Below are 16,959 nucleotides of genomic sequence, written 5' to 3'. Positions count from 1 at the left end.
CCGTCCGGGTCGCGCGTCAGGAATCGGCAGCGCGAAGCGCAGCCGATGGCGATGCGGCCGCCGCGCCGATCCACGCGGTCAGCGCCATCGACATCAGGGCTAGCAGCGACGGATACAGCATGCTCAGGTTGCGCGCCTCGCCCTCGGCGGCGAACAGCAGGAAGAGCGGCACGTTGACCGCCAGCGCCATCAGCACGTGCACGCGAAACGGCGTGGGCAGCAGGCGCCAGCCGGTCGCGGCCACGCCCGCGATCATCAGCACCATCACCGCGCTCAAGCCCTTGGGCAGCGCGACGCCGTAGGTGCTTTCGGTACGGAACCAGTTGCCCGGATCCAGGAAGTAGAAGAAATTCGCGCCCGGCTGGAAGCTCACCGCGCCGCCGGGATTGCCCGCATAGCGCATGCGCAGCGCCAGATACACGCAGCCGCAGACGAACACCAGGGCCGCCACGACGCCTGCTGCCTTGATGCGCGGCAGGCTGCGCCGCAGAAACGGATACAGCGTCACCACATAGAAGAAGAACGCCTCCTTGTTCCATGTCGCCATGGCCGCGACGACGGCCAGAAGGCCCAGCCGCCCCGCCGCACGCATGGGGCGCTCCACGGGAATGCGCCAGGCCAGCAGGATCGCGCACGCCATGAACAGCACTTCGAAGAAGTCGTAGAAGAAGCCGCCCTCGGTCAGGAAGAAGGGCAACAGCAGCGCGATGACCATCGGCGCGGCGGTGGCCGCAGCCCCGCTGGCGCCTGCCGCAAGACACACCGACCGCATGGCGAACAGCGAGCCGAGCAGCGCCGCGAAGGTCAGGTAATAGACGAGGTGATAGCGCAGCGTCACGGGGGCCTGCATCGCTTCCGATTCCGGATAGCGCATCGCCAGCCCCGAGCGGCTGTTCACGCGGCGCGGCTCGGTCAGCCGTTCGGACAGACGCGCCACCGTCGCGGCCGGCAGCAAGTCCTGAATGCCGTTGGCGATGGCCGGCGCAAATTGCCGGTACACGTAGGGACGGTGGGCGGTGCCGTCCACCATGGCCGCCAGCGAATGCGGGCCATGCCCGTCGTTTAGCCGCCACTTCGTATAGAAACCGTTGAAGGCTGCCGCAGCCACCATCACATACAACATCGCCAGCAGAAAGCGGCGGTAAACCACGCTATTGAAAAAACGGATCATCGGACTTCCGAAGCAGCCGGTTGGGAGACGCCCTGCGGGCCCAGCCATTTGGCCAGCGCCAGCGCCAGCAGGCACAGCAGGGACGGATAGAGCATGCTCAGGTTGCGCATTTCGCCTGGCGAGCAGAACAACAGGAACAGCGGCAGGTTGATCGCCAGCGCCATCTGCGCGTGCCAGCGCAGGGGCTGGGGCAGGCGCGTCCAGCCTTGGATGGCAATGCCGGCAAAGGCCAGCATGCTCACGATGCTGAAGCCGCGCGGCAAGAGGACGCCATAGGTGTTCTCGGTTCGCAGCCAGTTGCCGGGGTCCACGTAAAAGCGCAGGTTGTCCCACAGCTGGTAATCGACCGTCGAACCGGGGTTGCCCGCGTAGCGCAGGCGCAGCGCCAGATAGACGCAGCCGCTAACCAGCAGCAGCACGCCCACCACGCCTGCGGCGTGCATCCGCGGCAGGTTGCGCCGCAAGAGCGGATACAGCGCGGGCGTGAAAAAGAAGAAGGCTTCCTTGTTCCAGGTGGCCAGCCCGGCCAGCGCCACCAACGCGCACAGCCGCACCGGCGTCTGGCGCGATGCGCCCAGCGCCAGCAGCACGGCGCTCATGATGAACATCAGTTCGACGAAGTCATAGAAAAAGCCGCCCTCGGTCAGAAAGAACGGCACCACCATCGCAAGCAGCGCGGGCGCGATCGTGGCGGCCGCGGCGCCAGCCCCCGCCCGCAGCGCCACGCGGCGCATGACGAAAAGCGAGGTCAGCAGCGCGGCGAAGGTCAGGTAGTAGACCAGGTGATAGCGCAGAGTCACGGCCGGCATGAGGGCCTCGGACCCCGGATAGCGCATTGCCAGGCCCGAGCGGCTGTCCACCCGCCGGGGTTCGGCAAGGCGTTCGGACAGGCGCGCCACGGTGGACGGCGGCAGCAGCGACTGGATGCCATTGGCCAGCGCCGGCACGAACTGGCGATACACATAGGGGCGGTAGGCCGTGCCCTCGACCATCTGCGTCAGCCCGAGGGCCGCGTGGCCGTCGTTGAGCCGCCACTTGGTGTAGAAGCCGTTCATGACGGCCGCCGCCACCACCACGTAGGCGCAGCAGAGCAGGAACCCGCGGTACCACGCGCCATTGAAGAAACGTTGCATGCCTGTGCCCGCCTATTTCGAAATCAGGAAGACGCCAATGGCGATGAACGCCGCGCCCGCCATCCGCAGGGCGGTGATGGTTTCCGTGCCGGACAACAGGCCGTAGGCAAAGACGCCAGCGATGGCAAAAGCCACCATCAACGGATAGGCCAGCGTCAGATCCAGCTGGCGTAGCGCCAGCGCATAAAAACCAAAACCCAGTCCGTACGCGCCGATGGCGGCAAGATAGGGCAGCCCCTGGCTCAGCAGGGACGGCGCGGCCGCTTGTGCGGCGCTGCTTCCCGCCGCCTTGAGGGCCACGCTGGCCGCCACGCTACAGGCCCCGCTGAGGATCAGCCAAAGATATGCCATGTCTACGTCCTTACAAGCAAAACCACCACGGCCACCCAGGCCAGCACCGCCAGGCGGATCTGGCTGTCGGCAAGCAGATCGCGCCCCGGCTCTTCGCCCGATCCGCCCTTGTACAGCAGGTACAGATAGCGAAATACGCCGAACGTGACGATGGGCAGCGTGATGATCAGATTCTGCGTCCCGTGCAGCGCGGCGGTGTCCGAGTCCACCGTGTAAAGGCCATACGCCAGCAGCGTCGTGCTGGCGGTAATGGCCACCAGAATGTCCAGCAGTTGCGGCGAATAATGCCGCAGCACGGTGCGCGTGCTGCCCGCCGACGCCGGCGCATCCAGGGGCGCCGAGGCAATCTCGGCCCGCCGCTTGGCAAAGCCCAGGAACAGTGTCAGCATGAAACTGCACAGCAGCATCCAGCGCGACGGGACGATGCCCACCGCGTAAGTGCCACAGGCCAGGCGGATCATGAAGCCGGATGCGATGCAGAACACATCGACCAGCACCTTGTGCTTCAGGCTCAGCGTGTAGGCAACGTTCAGGGTCAGGTAACCGGCCACGGCCAGCGCCACCGGCCCCAATCCGCACGCAAGCGGCAGGCCCAGCGCCGCGCAGAACAGCACCGCGATCAGCGCGCGGGCGGCGGGCAGGCTCACCCGGCCGCTGGCGATGGCGCGCAGCCGTTTCTTGGGATGGGCCGCGTCGGCGGCGCGGTCGTGATAGTCGTTCAGGACATACACCGCGCTGGAGGCCAGGCAAAACGCCACGAAACCCACACCCACCGCGAACACCAGCGCCGGGTCGGACCAGCCGTGGCTGAAGATCAGGCCGATCAGCACGAAGCCGTTCTTCAGCCACTGCTGCGGACGCAAGAGGGAAAGCCAGGCGGTCATGGCTTGACCGCCTGCCCGCGATACCACGCGTGGTGCGCCGCATCGATGAGCCACTGGTCGCCGCGGCTGTCGCCGTAGGCGTGCAGTTCGTATTGGTCCGTGCCGCCGAAGCGTTCGGTCAGGCGCCGCAGCTTTTCAGGCCCCCAGCAGTTGTGGCCGTCAAAGTCGCCGGTCAGGCGGCCCTGCGCGTCCACCGCCATGCGCGTGCAGATAAGGTCGTCGAACCCCAGGTATCGCGCCACTTCTTCCAGGTAGATATCGGGAGACGCGCTGACCAGCACGCAGCGGTCGCCGCGCTGCTGATGCCAGCGAAGACGGTCGATAAGCGCGGGTCGCAGCGGGATGGTGTGCACCCAGGCGCGGGCGACGTGGGCCAGTTGGGCGCGCGGACGTCCGCGGAGCGCGGCGCGGCACAGTGATCTTTTTGCGTCTTCGTTGCTGCGCAGGCGCATGGCAAAGGCCGCCAGCGCCGGGGCGGTTTGCAAGAGCGCCGTCAGAAAACGGACCCACGACAAGTGGGCCAGGAAGGGGACGAACGTATCGCGCTGGGTGAGCGTGCCGTCAAAGTCGAAGGCCGCGATCACCCGCGTGGAATCGGGAAACTGCGTTTGTGTAGCCATACTGCTTTCGCGGCGGCGCCCGGTCAGGGCATGACGTCGCAAACTGTGCCGGAAAATGCGTCGGCGCCCAAGGCGCGGACGCGTAATGTCAGACGCAGGGCTGCGCGATGCAGTCCTGCGGTGAAGCCTATGCGTTTTATTTCAAATTTTGTGTGTTTGTAACACACTTGATGACAAGTCATCATAGCCTGCCCTCCGGGCGAGCAAGGCAAAAAGCACCGCGCGATTCCTGCCGTTTTTCGCGCGGCAAGGGCCTCAGGCCTGCTCTGCCTGCTTGAATGCGCCTTCTTCTTCGAGCACCTGGTTGGCCACCTTGAAAGCGTCCAGCCCCGCGGGAATGCCGCAATACACCGTGGCCTGCAAGAGAATCTCCTTGATCTCTTCGACCGTCACGCCGTTGTTCAGGGCGCCCTTGACGTGCAGCTTGATCTCGGCCGGACGGTTCAGCGCCGTCAGCATGGCCAGATTGAGCATGCTGCGCGTTTTCTTCTCCAGCCCGGGACGGCCCCATGTATAGCCCCAGCACCACTCCGTAGTGATGTTCTGGAAGGCCATCATGAAGTCGTTGGCGCGCGCCAGCGATCCGTCGACATAATCGGCGCCGAGCACTTCGCGGCGTAGCGCCAGGCCTTGATCGAACAGCGCCTGGGTTTCTTTCTGGGTTTCTTTCTGGGTGTCTGCCATGGGTTCCTCCGGGATCGTGGCGGCGGGCATCGCCGGCCCGCCTGCCGGTTGTCATCCGGCCGATTGTGGGCGTGCCGCCTCCCGCCCGTCAAATGCGGCGCAGCGGCGCAAATCGATGCCTGGGCAGTGAACGCGGCGGGCGGGGCCTACAGCGAATAGCGGTAATCGCAATTCAACGTGGCCTGCAGCGGCGCGGGATAACCGCTGGCCGCCTTGCCGCCGGGACGCGGGCCCAGCAACTTGGCCTGGAACGTGCCCGCCATGTCGCCGTCCGCCGTCTTTTTCACGGCAACAGTGGACGGCAGCGCGTACAGCGTCAGCGCCTGCCCGTCGGCCGGCGCGACCAGCGTGAAGACCGACTGCGAGAAATTGGCGACCACATATGCCGGCGCGTCGTCGGCCGTGAACGACAGCGTGGCCGCGGCGTACGTCAAGGTCAGGGCCAACGCATCGGACGAGGGCGAAGGAATATCGCCCTTGAGCGCCACCTTGCCGATTTCGGATACGCACGACAGCGAAGCGGGCGCGGAACCGGCGTGGGCCGCGCCCGCCAGAAGTGCGATGGACAACAGGCAGGCCGCGCGTGCAATCATGGTCATTTCTCACTGTCCTCGGGCGCGGCCCAAGCCGGCAAAATTTCGTCAGGAATATATCAGACGGTCATCCCCCCCCCCGAGGCGATCCGTATAGGATGGAGCCGTCGTCCATCAGAAGGAGCGTTTCCATGCCGTCCCTGCGACATCCCATGCTGGCCACCGCCCTGGCCGCGGCGCTGGCCGCCGCCGCCCCCCTAGCCGCCCACGCCGAATCCGTCACCCTGCAGGTCGAGCAGGCCACGCCCGGCGCCGATCCGCACACCAACGCCCGCATTGTCGACATCAAGCTCAAGCCGGACAGCAGCAAGGCGCTGGCGAACTTCACGCGCGAGCGCGTGGGCCAGCGCGTGCAGTTCCGCGCGAACGGCATTCTCCTGTCCTCGGCCACGCTGATGAGTCCGCTGGAAGGCGACAGCCTGCGCATCACCGCCGGCGAACACGGCTTTGCCGGCAAGTCGGCCGAAGAGATCGCGCAAGGCATCATGAAGGACGGCGCGCTGACGATGGACGACGAGAACAGATAGACGCGCCTGCCTTATCGGGTCCCGTGGCTGACGCCCGCGCATGCGGGGTCAGCCATTTGTTTTTGGCCACGCGCTTGCCGCGCGCCGCAATTTCAGGGCACTGTCATTAACCTTTCATTTCGGACTTCTAGTATTGCTCGTCCCCATCGGGCATCAGACCCAAAGCCAGGAGTTCCAATGAGCAAGTCCATCTCCGACAAGACTGTCCGCAACCCCAGCCAGAGCACCCCGTTCAGCGAGATCCTCGAAAAGAACATGTCCCGCCGCATGGTGATGCGCGGCGGCATCGCCGCCGCGTTCGCGACGATGACCAGCCTGGGCCTGGCCGGCTGTAACGGCAGCGACGACGATGATGACGACGCCGGAAACGGCGGCCAGAATCCCGCGCCCGAAGTGCCCGGCGGCGAGCAGCCTGCCGCTCCGATCAAGCTCGGTTTCGAGTCCCTGCCCACCTCCATGACCGACGCCTGTGTCGTGCCGGCCGGCTACACCGCCCACGTGTTCGCGCCGTGGGGCACGCCGTTCAACGACAACGCCAATCCTTGGGACCGCAACGGCAACAACAGCTCGACGGACCTGCTCAACTCCACTGGCATGCACCACGACGGCATGCACTTTTTCCCGATCAATGGCAGCTCCACCGAAGGCCTGCTGGCGATCAACCACGAATACATCGACCAGGGCGCGCTGCACCCGAACGGCCCGACGAACGTCGCAGGCGTGCGTCCCATCGAGGAAATCCGCAAGGAGATCAACGCGCACGGCGTGGCGATCCTGCACGTGCGCCTGGAAAACGGCCGCTGGAACATCGTTCACAATTCGCGCTACAACCGCCGCTTCACGTCGGCCACGCCGATGAAGCTGGCCGGCCCGGTCGGCGGCACGGACTGGGTCAAGACGCCGTACTCGCCCACCGGCACGATGGTGCGTGGCACCAACAACAACTGCGGCAACGGCTTCACCCCGTGGGGCACGTACATCACCGCTGAAGAAAACTGGGCCGCCTGCTTCGTGAACACCGGCACGCGACCCGCGCACCAGCTTCGCGTCGGCGTGCCGGATACGGCCGGCCGCTACCAATGGGAAACGGGCGCCAATGATCCGCTGGAAGTCCAGGGCGAGTTCGCGCGCTTTAACGTCACCGAGACCGGCGCCGACTTCACGCAGGATTGGCGCAACGAAGTCAACGGCTTCGGCTACCTGGTCGAGATCGATCCGTTCAACGAAAACAGCATCGCCACCAAGCGCACCGCGATGGGCCGCTTCGCGCACGAAGGCTGCGCCTACGCCATGCCCGAAGCCGGCAAGCCGCTCGCCTTCTACAGCGGCGACGATTCCCGTTTCGAGTACATCTACCGCTTCGTGTCGGAAGCCGTGTGGGATCCGAAGGATGCCGAGCGCACCGACCGCCTCGCCGTGGGCGCGAAGTACCTGGACAAGGGCACGCTGTACGTCGCGCGCTTTGACGCCGACGGCACGGGCCAATGGATCCCGCTCGTCGGCACGACCGTGGGCGCGGGCGGCCGCACGCTGGCCGACGAATTCGGCAGCCTGGAAAACATCATCATCAACACGCGCGGCGCAGCGGACTTCGTCGGCGCCACGCCGATGGACCGCCCGGAATGGACGGCCACGCACCCGACCAACGGCGACATCTACCTGACGCTGACGAACAACACCAGCCGCAACGCCAGCCGCGGCACCAACCCGGCCAACCCGCGCCTGAACAACGTCAACGGCCACATCGTGCGCTGGCACGACGAGCCGGGCTCGACCAAGTTCAAGTGGGACATCTTCGTGTTCGGTTCGAACGCCGGCGCCGATGCCGACACCAACCGTTCCGGCCTGACCGCGCTGAACCAGCTTGCCAGCCCGGACGGCCTGGGGTTCGATTCGCGCGGCATCCTGTGGATCCAGACCGACAACGGCATCGACGGCGGCCGCAACAACGACGTGGCCCGCGCGACCAACGACCAGATGCTGGCCGTGATCCCCGGCGCCCTGGCCAACAGCACCGGCACGGGCCCGGCGATCAATGCGACCAACCAGGCCGACCTGCGCCGCTTCTTCATCGGACCGAACGAAGCCGAGGTGACCGGTTTTGCCTTCACGCCGGACTACACCAGCGTCTTCCTGAACATCCAGCATCCGGTGAACTGGCCGGCCTACGACACCGATGACGCCACCGTCGCCACCACGGGCGTCGTCCGCCCGCGTTCGTCCACGGTGGTGATCCGCCGTGCCGACGGCGGTCCGATCGGGGTGTGATGACGGCGCGACCGGGACGTCCCGGTCGCCCAAAAATTAGGGCCACCCTCGCGGGTGGCCTTTTTTTATTGCTTGCGCGCAAGGCGCCGGCTAGTGATCGGCTAGTGATCGGCTAAGCGGCGCACCGATCAAGCCCGGGTCGCTGCGGGGATTTGTCCAATACCGTCATGCAAGCCTGGAGCACACGCCCCGGCTCAATCGAATCGATATTCGAAAATCCCGCTTCGGGCACGACGTCGCGGGTGTACTCGCGGGCCCAGAACCATTCGGGGTTGGATTCGTTGAACACGCCCACATAGGGCACACAGAGGCCCTGCGCGATATGGGAGGGGCCGCAATCGTTGGAGACGATAAGGCGCGCGTGCTGCATCAGCGCGACCAGCTCGGCCACGGGCCGGCAGCTCTCAAGCCGGAAGTCCGCCCGCTGCAGGGCTTGCAGGCGTTCGCGCTCGGCCGCTTCAGCCGGCCCCAGCACAAACGTGAACGTCGCCCCGCCGCCCAGCCGCGCCTGCAGGAGATCGGCCAGCGCAACGTAATGCTCCACCGGCCACCGCTTGAACTTGCCTGCGCCACCGCCCGGGATGAAGACGATGTCGGCCGGTTGCACCTTGTCCGCGCAGGGCCGTGCGATTTCAAGGAAGCACTGGCGCGCGATGACTTCGGGGTCGTGGTGCTGCACCGTGGACAGCAGCCGCAGGTTTGCCAGCCCGATGTATTCGCGGATGTCCTTGACGTGCGAATGCGTCCAGACACAGTCGCCAAGGCGGCGGTTGCTGAAGCCCAGGCGCATCGGGGGACGGCGCAGCAGGTTGATCAGGGCAAAGCGCTCGCTGGAATGATGCAGGGTCAACGACGCGCTGGCGCGCCGCGGAAGCGCCCGGACCTGATCGCCGAACGCGTCCGCGCGGACAAACTGGTCCACCCACGGCAACTGCGTATAGAAGTCCTCGACGGCAAATCGGGACACAACGCGCACCTGCTTGTCCGGCCACAATTTCTTGACTTGATACAGCGCGGGATACGCCACTATCTGGTCGCCGTAGCGCGACTTGCTACGAACGAATACGACGACATCGGCCATGGCCACTCACTTGGTGAAATCTCGCGCGACATCCTGCTCTCTTGCAGTACCGCGCGCAATCGGAAAATTCTGAAATCAAGACCCCGGCCGGTGACTTTCAGCCTGGCAACCCGCACCAGTGCGTGAGGCCGGCAGGGGCGTATCGCCCGATGTATTGCCCGCAAACTTGCGGATCTTCTCGGCCAGCTCGGGCGTCGCCTTCTCGTAGCCGTAACAATACGGCGGCGTGGGCGCCGACTCGGGGCGGTAATCCTGCAGCACCGGCTTCGCATCGCCAAGGTACAGGTTGTCTTTCAGACGCAGAAACGCCTTGAAGTCGCGAGTGTACCCGTGATCCTCCTTGCGCCTTTCATAGGCCCCGCGATCGGAGTCGCCATTTTCCAATGCGCTGCGCGCCGGCGCAATCGGGATATAGCGACAATAATTGACATTGATGCCTTCCACGGTGGGAAAGAACTCGGGTTCCACGCATTTGCGCTGCGCATCGTTGTTGAAGATGTTGCCTTCCACCAGCGCCTTGGCCTCCAGGCTGAAACTCATGCCATAGAAGTCCCAGTTCTCAAGCAGGTTGTTGAACAGGTGGAAGGTGCCGAACTGCGCGCGCGGATTGCGCTGCACGGTGTTGAAGAAATAGTTGTGATGCAACGTTACACGTGCAATCGAATCGCGCTCGTAGTTCTGGAACAGGTTCTTGGACGTGATGTTGTTCAGCAGCATCACCTTGTTCGAATTGTGGAACTTGGTCCATGAGATCGTCACGTCCGTCGAGCCGTTCTTCACGTTCAACAGGCGATCCGACATCCGCGACAGATCCATGTGGTCAACCCACACGTCGCGGCTGTCGTTGGCCACGTTCACGGCCTGCGTGAGGCGGGTGAGCCGCCCGTCGATGGTCAGGTGCGTCAGGATGACGTTCTTCGCGCCATACACGCCCAGGCCATCGTCGATCAGGGCCACCCGCTTGCCGCGGCCGTCGATGGTCGTGTTGGACGGAACCCGCAACTGCGACTTCAGGACAATGGTCATGTCCGAGGCAAAGCGTATCCACGTCGGCCCCTTGCGGGCCTGCGCCAGCGCTGCCCGCAGCGTGCCGGGGCCGGCGTCCTGGTCGGAGGTCACTTCAATGAACTTGCCGCCCAGGCCGCCCGTCGCCTTGGCCCCATATCCTTCGCGCTGCGCCAGCAACGCCGAAACGAACGGGCATTGCTCGTCCGGCGCCTTGCACGGCTCGGCGGCTGCCGCCGCACCGCCATGCAGGCCGGCCAGCGCCAGCAGCCCGATCATCATCGTCTTTTGAAGTCGCATCACAAATCGCTCCCTGTGGATCACGCGGACGGATCCGCGGCCGTCACGTGACGCCAGATGCCGCCGCTCAGCCGCAGGTTTTCCGGCGGGCCGGCAAGGTGCTCGCGCAGCCGCTCGAAGTACGCCTTCTGCCAGCGCTGCGCGTAGGCGTCGGCCTCCTCGCCCGGATTGGCGGCCGGCAGCATTTCCAGCGTGTAGGCCACCTGACCGTTCTCCCAGCGCGGCGCGTAGAACACGGACGGCACGCCCATCCGGTGCGCCAGATGCGCCGCAAAGCCGGAATAGGTGACGTCCTGGCCTTCGAACGTCGTGCGCGGCGCGGCGGGATTGGCCGCGCCGTCGATCGCCAGGCACAGCACGAATCCCGAGTGGATCGCGCGCATGCAGGCCTTGGCGACCTGCGCTTCGGTCTGGTCGGCCGTCGAGATCAGCGCCTCGGCGTAGCTGCTGCGGGCGATGCTGGGCGCCGACGCCAGCCAGCGCGACGGGATGCCGACCAGTTCCAGGGCCATCAAGCCTGCATACATCGGCCCGACGTGGGCTGTGGCGACCACGACACCGCGGCCGGCGGCAAGCAGCGGCGCAAAGAAGCGCTCGCCGGTGTCCAGCTCACCCAGCATGGCCATCGCCTCTTCGACGCGTTCCTCGCGGCATTCGAGCCAATCGAACAGCAGATGGTCGATCATGTGTCCCCAGCGCGCGCGGCGTTCCCACGTGGCGCGGTCGATGCTGGTGTCGCCGCGCATCGACCAGGCCCAGTCCAATCGCGCCTGCGGAATGGGTGCGGTGTCCAGCTGCGCTTCCATGCGCGCCAAGGCTTCCTGGAAGGTCTCCGGCAGCCGCGCGCCGCGCTTGGCCACGTATTGCTCGAACAGCGCCTCGGCCTCGTCCTTGCGCCCGGCCTGCGACAGCGCGCCAATGGCGGACCGCTGCCACAGCAGGTTGTCCGGCGACTTTTTCAGCAGGAACATCATCTGCTCGGCCGCCGCGTCGTACTGCAAGGTGTAGCGCAGCGCCCGGGCATACAGGCCCCGCGTCTGTTCAAGATCGGGCGCCAGTTCGATGGCGCGCGCCAATGGCGCCACGGAATCCTTGTAGCGTCCGGCGCGCAGCAGCGTTTCGCCATGCAGCGTCAGCAGCCGCACGTCGTCGGGCGCGGCCTTCAGGCCTGCTTCAAAGTGCGCCGGCGCATGCGTCTTGCGATCTTCCTCGGTGCCGCGCCGCAGATGCGCCAGCCCCAGCGACGATCGCAGCGCCGCGCAGTCGTGGCCCGCGCGCAAGGCGGCGTCGCCAAGACGAATGGCCGCGGCGTTGCGGCGGTCCGCGAGCAGCGCGCGAACCGCCATCGTGGCCACGCGCGCATTGGGCAGGTTGTCCGGGTCCAGCGCTGCCGCGATGCCTGCTGCCTCGGCCACGTCGCCGTTGCGCACGAAGGCCATCAGCCACGAATACGCATCTTCCGGCGCGCTCTGGGCAAGCGCAAGGGTCGTGCGGGCGACTTCCGCCGCCTCGGGCACGCGCCCCGCCTGCACGCGCAGCTGGATGCGCGCGGCATGCAGCGACGCATTGCCGGGTTCGATGCCGGCGGCGGCGTCCGCCTGCGCAATGGCCTTGTCCCATTGCTCCAGGCGGGCGAGCAGACTGGCGAGCAGGCGCCTGTCGTCGGCCCGGTCGGGATACACGGCAGTCAGCGTCTCCAGCGCCGCGACGGCGGGGGCCAGCTTGCCCTCCTTCACGTACGGCGACACCAGAAGGCGCCGGACCTCACGCCAGCCATTCTTCGCAGGCCGCAGCGCCGGCTCCAGCGCGGTCATATCGCGCGCCGGGTCTGCCGAGGCGCGGATATGTCCGATGACGTCACGCAGGCGCGCCGTGGCGTCCTTGGGTTCGGCGCCGGCTTGCGGCGGGCAGTTTCCAACGACCGTATCAACCATGACGCAGCCCCCTCAACAAAGCCATCGCGACGCGGGCGATGAACATGAGCACAAATCCCAGCGCCAGGGCCTGCAACAGCAGAATGCCGGTGCGCGGGCTGCTGGGGCGGTCGGTCGGAACCGGCTGCGCGATGATGGACAGATACCGCTGCAGGCGCAGCGCGTCCGTCATCGCCTGCTGGTACGACTGCTGCGCCAGCGTCAGGTTGGAATCCGCAAACACCTGGGCATTACGCAGCGCCTCGTATTCCTTCAGTTGCTTGGCTTCCGTATTGCCGTCGCCGCTCAGGCGCTGGCGCACGGAAGCAAGCCGCTTTTTCAGCGCCGCCACCTGCATCTGCGCAGGCTTGAGCATGAAATGGTCCTTGTTATCCAGCGCCCGGATCTTGTCCAGGTTGATCTGCGCGGTGCTCAGCTCGCCTTCCAGCTGGCTGGACAGGTTGAGCAGCATCGACACCGTTGCGCTGGGATCGATGTTGCCGTGCTTGGTGCGCCAGGTCGTCAGCGCATCGCGCGCCGCCAGCGCCTTTTCCTCGGCCAGCTTGACCGACTCCTCGCTCACCTTCAGCTTGTCGGCCACCCCCTTCTCGTTCATCGAGCTGACGAATTCCTCGGCCAGGCTGATCAGCGCCTTGGACAGCGTGGCCGCGTCTTCCGACGAGAACGCGCTGACGCGCAGCACATCGATCTGCTCCAGCGCGTTGAACGAGACGTGCACCGAGGCCTGATAGGCGCGGTACAGATCGTCCTCGCTGGCGTCCTCGGCCAGGCGGTTCAGCGGATCCAGTCCGTCGTTCATCAGGTAACGCCGCAGGCCGACCTTGCGGTCAAGCTGCTGCATGCTGTCGCGCGATTTCAGGAAGTCCGCGACGGCCCATCCGTCCACGAAGCCGCCCAGCATGCCGCCGGAGTTGCCCGTGGTCAGCAGGCTGGCCGCCGCGCCCCCGCCGCCCTGCTGGTTGGACGCCGACTGCACGAAAAAGCGCGACTCGGCTTCGTAGCGCGGCGTGGCGACGAAGGACAGGTAGATCAGCGCCAGCACCACCGGCACCAGGACGATCAGCGCGTTGACCCAGCGATGGCGCCGGCGCTCGCGCAGCGCCGACTGCCGCTCGCGGCGGCGGCGTTCGATCTCGGATCCGCCCTCAGAAGCCGAGCTGGCCTTCGTCGAAGCCGCCTCCGAGGACGTCGTCGCCTGTGCCGGAGTCGCTCCGAGATCGTCGCGGGGGATACCTGCGGAGGCACTGGTCGAGGTCGTCGTCGATGCTGAGCGCGCTTCGTTCATAGATCAAGCCTTTGAAGCAATAATCCGCCAACTGATTCTGGCGATAACTGGAAAAAATGAGTGTCCGGCCCACCAGCCGCTCTTCGAACAGAGCCAGCCAGAGCCGGGTGAAACGGCAAGGCTCGAAGGGAATGCTCCCTTCGATCACGTAGACATCGAACGCGGGCGCCAGCGCCAGCGCGAACGAGAACTCCTGCCGCACGTAGAGCGGCCAATGCTCCATGGGCTTGGCCAGCATCTTGGGATCGCTGATCAGGTCCGCGACCAGTTCGTACGTCGCGTCGGGATCGATCTCGTACATCTCGCTGACGAAATCGATCATGGCAAGGCCGCTGGCCTTGCCGCGGATGAAGCCCTGGCGGCCAATCGCCCAGGAGACGTTGCCGTCGTGCTTGACGAAACCCTGCCGCGGCGGCCGCAGGCAGCACAGCACGTCCACCAGCTGGCGGTGCATTTCCGGCGCGGGCGACAGCAAGGCATACCGCCCGGCCGGAATGTCGAGCGTGGCGTTGGCCAGCAGCGGCAGCCTGCTGCCGAAGGCATAGGGTTCGTCGGTTACGCCATTGAGATGGATCATTGGTCACCCTCACATCGGCTGGACATTGGGACGGGCAAGGCGCTCGGCCACCAGGGCGATCACCATCATGAACACCAGCGAGGTCAGGAAATAACCCAGGCTGGCGTCGTGCGACTCGTACGCCTGGAAGTAGGCCGAGCGCAGCAACTGCATGCCGTGCGCCAGTGGCGACCACAGCAACCACGGCCGCAATTGCTCCGGAAACTGCTCCGACACGAAAAACACGGCCGCGAAGATCTGGAGAAAGCGCTCGATGATCGGCGCCAGCCGCAGGAAAAAATGCCAGAACGTCGCGATCGATCCGAACAGCACGCCCATCGCCGCGCCCGCCACGCCCATCAGCACGACAAACAGGATGAAGCCGGCCCAGCTCTTGGGCAGCGTGATGAGCCCGATCGCATGGCCCGCGGTGATCAGCACCCCGAACACCACGAGATACACCGATACATAGATCATGGCCTGCACCAGCGCGCACATCAGCGGGGTGACGCCCTGGAAGTTCAACAGGCCACGCGCCGAGACATAAGCCGTGCTGCTCCGAAACGCGATCTGGCGGAACATGATCCAGGTCGTGGCGCCCAGCAGCGAGAACGTCTGCACGTCCATGCCCAGGATGTAGTGCGTACCCATCAGGATGTACAGCGACGAAATCAGCGTCAGCAGCACCACGGGACCCACCAGCGCCCACACCAGCGCGATGCGGCTCTCGCCGTGCATCACGCGCAGCTGATAGATGAACATCGCCATCAGCGTGCGGCCGATCGGCCGGTGGCCGGCCGTATCGTCCGAATGCCCTTCATGCAGGGTGCGCAGCCGGTCGCGCAGGATGGCCAGGTCGCCCGCCTCGCTTTGCGGAACCTCGATCTCCAGCGCGATGTCATTGCGCGACGCATGGCGGCGCGCTTCGCGTGCTTCGTCCTGCTTGCGCCGCTCCACGCGCCGCGCATGCGCGGCGGCCAGCCGTTCGTCCTCGGCGATCAGCTTGGCCGGCATGTAGCCCAGCGCGAAGACGTCCACGCCCGCGCGGATGTCCTGCTCCAGAAGGCGCACGATGATGCGCAGGCGCCGCCGCGAAAAATCGGCCAGGGCCTCGTCGACCGCGCTGCGCGCGATCTCGGCATCCAGCTCCGCCTGCACGGCCTCGTACACCGCCCGCCGCGCCGCCACGGAGTCGTGCGGCTCGCCCTGCAGGCGGGCCAATAGCGGCTTGAACAGCACGGCCGGCGGGGCCTTGGCCTCGAACAGCGCGGCCGGGTCCAGCCGCCAGTTGGCGACGCCAGACCCTACCGTGTAGTTGCTTTCCTTGCGGCGCGAGCGCCAGCCCTTGATCCGATCCTCGTTACTCATGGACGCTCATGGACGCGCTATTGGGCTACGCCGGTCGAACCGCCGCCCGAATCGCTGTCGATGGCTCGCGTGGCGCTGAAGCCGGCGCTCATCGTGACGCGGAAGGCCGACAACACCTTCTGCACCTGCGTGAACGGCGCGTCCGAGATATAGATCGCCTGTCCTTCATGCACCGTGAACTCGCGCGCCAGCGCCACCTGCTCCGGCCGCGTAAGGTCGAACTGGTACACGACGGGCAGCAGGTCCGGCTTGCCTTCGGCCCCCGCCCTCGCGGGCGTGAACAGGAACACCGACCGCGGGTCGGCCAGCTTGTCGTCCAGGCCGCGCGAATCGGCCAGCGCGTCCAGCACGCTGTAGTTGCGCTTGCTGATCTCGACCCGGCCCTGCTGGCCGGCCGCGCCCAGCACGGTCAGGAATTCCTTGGCATCGTAGGCGGTGATGACATCGCCCGAGCGCAGAAGAATGTCGTTGTTCTGATTGCGGTAGATGTCCGCCAGCCGCACCGAGGCGACCTGATTGTCGCGGCGCAGGCTGATGATGAGCTGCTCGGGATTGGTCTGCACCGGCGCGGCCTGCGCCAGCGCGCTGCTCAGGCGCTGGGCGGTCTGCGTGATGGGGTACATGCCGGGCTTGGTCAGGTTGCCCTGCACCGTCACCATCTGGCCGCGGGCGTCGGCCGCGCGCGTGACGCTGACGTCCGCGCCGACCACGAGCTTGCTCAGGCGCGCCACGATGGCGTCATGCAATTGGCCAAGCGTCATGCCCTCGGCGCGGAACTTGCCGATGATCGGGAACGAGACATGGCCCGAACGATCGATCTCCTGGTTGCCCAGGTCGCTGATGCCGGAGGGGTCCGTGGCAAACACGCCCAGCCCGCCGCGCTCCCAGACGCGCACGTTGATGCCGTCGCCCGGCACCAGCTTGTCGAATCCGGCTTGCGTCAGATCGCGGTAGCGCACAGGGAAATCGGCCACGTCGGGCACCCTGCTCTTTTGCGCCAGTTCACGCGACACGGGCATCACGATGACGTCCTTGTCATCGTGAGCGCCGGTCATTTCGCTGAGCATCGGGCCGGACCGTGGGAGCTGGCAACCCGAGAGTGTCAGCGCTGCCAGAAGCAGCAGGGCAAGGGTCGCGTGTCGCCGCGATCCCAGGGCCGGGACGTTCATTTGCATAAGATCCTTCAGCGTCAACAACTT

The 16,959-nt window shown here is 66.0% G+C and carries 16 protein-coding genes; 2 read left to right on the top strand and 14 right to left on the bottom strand.

All coding sequences use genetic code 11. From position 1 onward, the window contains the following. Positions 1-16: 16 nt before the first annotated feature. The 7 genes from KVT32_RS17915 to KVT32_RS17885 all read right to left on the bottom strand — a co-directional run bounded on the left by KVT32_RS17915 (position 17) and on the right by KVT32_RS17885 (position 5,442). The gene (locus KVT32_RS17915; protein WP_217618595.1) at positions 17-1,171 is read right to left on the bottom strand and encodes a hypothetical protein; all 1,155 of its coding nucleotides are present in this window, start codon (positions 1,169-1,171) and stop codon (positions 17-19) included. Then, positions 1,168-2,304: a hypothetical protein gene (locus tag KVT32_RS17910; RefSeq protein WP_217618594.1), complete on the bottom strand. Its 1,137-nt coding sequence runs from the start codon at positions 2,302-2,304 to the stop codon at positions 1,168-1,170. The genes KVT32_RS17915 and KVT32_RS17910 overlap by 4 nt, the downstream gene beginning before the upstream one ends. Positions 2,305-2,316: 12 nt before the next feature. Further along, positions 2,317-2,655, bottom strand: coding sequence for a multidrug efflux SMR transporter (locus KVT32_RS17905; protein ID WP_152382845.1), 339 nt, complete (start codon positions 2,653-2,655; stop codon positions 2,317-2,319). Between the two features lie 2 nt (positions 2,656-2,657). Beyond that, positions 2,658-3,539: a decaprenyl-phosphate phosphoribosyltransferase gene (locus tag KVT32_RS17900; RefSeq protein WP_217618593.1), complete on the bottom strand. Its 882-nt coding sequence runs from the start codon at positions 3,537-3,539 to the stop codon at positions 2,658-2,660. Next, positions 3,536-4,159: an HAD-IB family hydrolase gene (locus KVT32_RS17895; protein ID WP_217618592.1), complete on the bottom strand. Its 624-nt coding sequence runs from the start codon at positions 4,157-4,159 to the stop codon at positions 3,536-3,538. The genes KVT32_RS17900 and KVT32_RS17895 overlap by 4 nt, the downstream gene beginning before the upstream one ends. A 255-nt stretch (positions 4,160-4,414) precedes the next feature. After that, the gene (locus tag KVT32_RS17890; RefSeq protein ID WP_056320016.1) at positions 4,415-4,843 is read right to left on the bottom strand and encodes a carboxymuconolactone decarboxylase family protein; all 429 of its coding nucleotides are present in this window, start codon (positions 4,841-4,843) and stop codon (positions 4,415-4,417) included. A 146-nt stretch (positions 4,844-4,989) separates the two neighbouring features. After that, a complete protein-coding gene (locus tag KVT32_RS17885) occupies positions 4,990-5,442 on the bottom strand; it encodes a hypothetical protein (protein WP_371825597.1) in 453 nt (150 codons plus the stop codon). 125 nt (positions 5,443-5,567) lie between these two features. Between KVT32_RS17885 and KVT32_RS17880 the strand changes: the two genes are divergently transcribed. Then, a complete protein-coding gene (locus KVT32_RS17880; RefSeq protein ID WP_062838994.1) occupies positions 5,568-5,963 on the top strand; it encodes a hypothetical protein in 396 nt (131 codons plus the stop codon). Positions 5,964-6,140: 177 nt separating this feature from the next. Continuing rightward, positions 6,141-8,231, top strand: a complete 2,091-nt coding sequence (locus KVT32_RS17875; RefSeq protein WP_056319969.1) for a PhoX family phosphatase — start codon at positions 6,141-6,143, stop codon at positions 8,229-8,231. Between the two features lie 112 nt (positions 8,232-8,343). On the opposite strand, the gene KVT32_RS17870 is transcribed toward KVT32_RS17875, so the two are convergent. From KVT32_RS17870 to KVT32_RS17840, 7 genes are all read right to left on the bottom strand, one after another. Then, complete coding sequence (locus KVT32_RS17870; protein WP_142052508.1) at positions 8,344-9,312, bottom strand: glycosyltransferase family 9 protein; 969 nt, start codon at positions 9,310-9,312, stop codon at positions 8,344-8,346. A 75-nt stretch (positions 9,313-9,387) separates the two neighbouring features. Next, on the bottom strand, positions 9,388-10,617 hold the full coding sequence (locus KVT32_RS17865) for a polysaccharide lyase family 1 protein (RefSeq protein ID WP_062838991.1): 1,230 nt from the start codon (positions 10,615-10,617) through the stop codon (positions 9,388-9,390). A gap of 20 nt (positions 10,618-10,637) precedes the next feature. Next, positions 10,638-12,551: a tetratricopeptide repeat protein gene (locus KVT32_RS17860; RefSeq protein WP_217618591.1), complete on the bottom strand. Its 1,914-nt coding sequence runs from the start codon at positions 12,549-12,551 to the stop codon at positions 10,638-10,640. Further along, positions 12,544-13,575 carry a sugar ABC transporter gene (locus tag KVT32_RS17855; RefSeq protein ID WP_217618607.1) on the bottom strand — a complete coding sequence of 344 codons (1,032 nt, stop codon included), beginning with the start codon at positions 13,573-13,575 and terminating at the stop codon, positions 12,544-12,546. The genes KVT32_RS17860 and KVT32_RS17855 overlap by 8 nt, the downstream gene beginning before the upstream one ends. Positions 13,576-13,696: 121 nt before the next feature. Continuing rightward, the gene (locus KVT32_RS17850) at positions 13,697-14,413 is read right to left on the bottom strand and encodes a hypothetical protein (RefSeq protein WP_056319973.1); all 717 of its coding nucleotides are present in this window, start codon (positions 14,411-14,413) and stop codon (positions 13,697-13,699) included. Between the two features lie 9 nt (positions 14,414-14,422). Further along, positions 14,423-15,760 (bottom strand): ABC transporter permease, encoded by a 1,338-nt coding sequence (locus KVT32_RS17845; protein WP_175156505.1) that lies wholly within the window; start codon positions 15,758-15,760, stop codon positions 14,423-14,425. A gap of 17 nt (positions 15,761-15,777) precedes the next feature. After that, complete coding sequence (locus tag KVT32_RS17840; protein WP_152382853.1) at positions 15,778-16,935, bottom strand: polysaccharide biosynthesis/export family protein; 1,158 nt, start codon at positions 16,933-16,935, stop codon at positions 15,778-15,780. Positions 16,936-16,959 lie beyond the last annotated feature (24 nt).

It is taken from the genome of Achromobacter sp. GbtcB20 (genome assembly GCF_019091095.1).
GTDB lineage: Bacteria > Pseudomonadota > Gammaproteobacteria > Burkholderiales > Burkholderiaceae_B > Achromobacter > Achromobacter mucicolens.
Note: the sequence above shows the minus strand (reverse complement) of the source record. Positions and strands in the feature narration are given on the sequence as shown.

What these genes read in the sequence shown, in the direction of transcription:
- KVT32_RS17915 (WP_217618595.1), bottom strand. Translation starts at nt 1,171, where the DNA reads ATGATCCGTTTTTTCAATAGCGTGGTTTACCGCCGCTTTCTGCTGGCG.
- KVT32_RS17910 (WP_217618594.1), bottom strand. Translation starts at nt 2,304, where the DNA reads ATGCAACGTTTCTTCAATGGCGCGTGGTACCGCGGGTTCCTGCTCTGC.
- KVT32_RS17905 (WP_152382845.1), bottom strand. Translation starts at nt 2,655, where the DNA reads ATGGCATATCTTTGGCTGATCCTCAGCGGGGCCTGTAGCGTGGCGGCC.
- KVT32_RS17900 (WP_217618593.1), bottom strand. Translation starts at nt 3,539, where the DNA reads ATGACCGCCTGGCTTTCCCTCTTGCGTCCGCAGCAGTGGCTGAAGAAC.
- KVT32_RS17895 (WP_217618592.1), bottom strand. Translation starts at nt 4,159, where the DNA reads ATGGCTACACAAACGCAGTTTCCCGATTCCACGCGGGTGATCGCGGCC.
- KVT32_RS17890 (WP_056320016.1), bottom strand. Translation starts at nt 4,843, where the DNA reads ATGGCAGACACCCAGAAAGAAACCCAGAAAGAAACCCAGGCGCTGTTC.
- KVT32_RS17885 (WP_371825597.1), bottom strand. Translation starts at nt 5,442, where the DNA reads ATGACCATGATTGCACGCGCGGCCTGCCTGTTGTCCATCGCACTTCTG.
- KVT32_RS17880 (WP_062838994.1), top strand. Translation starts at nt 5,568, where the DNA reads ATGCCGTCCCTGCGACATCCCATGCTGGCCACCGCCCTGGCCGCGGCG.
- KVT32_RS17875 (WP_056319969.1), top strand. Translation starts at nt 6,141, where the DNA reads ATGAGCAAGTCCATCTCCGACAAGACTGTCCGCAACCCCAGCCAGAGC.
- KVT32_RS17870 (WP_142052508.1), bottom strand. Translation starts at nt 9,312, where the DNA reads ATGGCCGATGTCGTCGTATTCGTTCGTAGCAAGTCGCGCTACGGCGAC.
- KVT32_RS17865 (WP_062838991.1), bottom strand. Translation starts at nt 10,617, where the DNA reads ATGCGACTTCAAAAGACGATGATGATCGGGCTGCTGGCGCTGGCCGGC.
- KVT32_RS17860 (WP_217618591.1), bottom strand. Translation starts at nt 12,551, where the DNA reads ATGGTTGATACGGTCGTTGGAAACTGCCCGCCGCAAGCCGGCGCCGAA.
- KVT32_RS17850 (WP_056319973.1), bottom strand. Translation starts at nt 14,413, where the DNA reads ATGATCCATCTCAATGGCGTAACCGACGAACCCTATGCCTTCGGCAGC.
- KVT32_RS17845 (WP_175156505.1), bottom strand. Translation starts at nt 15,760, where the DNA reads ATGAGTAACGAGGATCGGATCAAGGGCTGGCGCTCGCGCCGCAAGGAA.
- KVT32_RS17840 (WP_152382853.1), bottom strand. Translation starts at nt 16,935, where the DNA reads ATGCAAATGAACGTCCCGGCCCTGGGATCGCGGCGACACGCGACCCTT.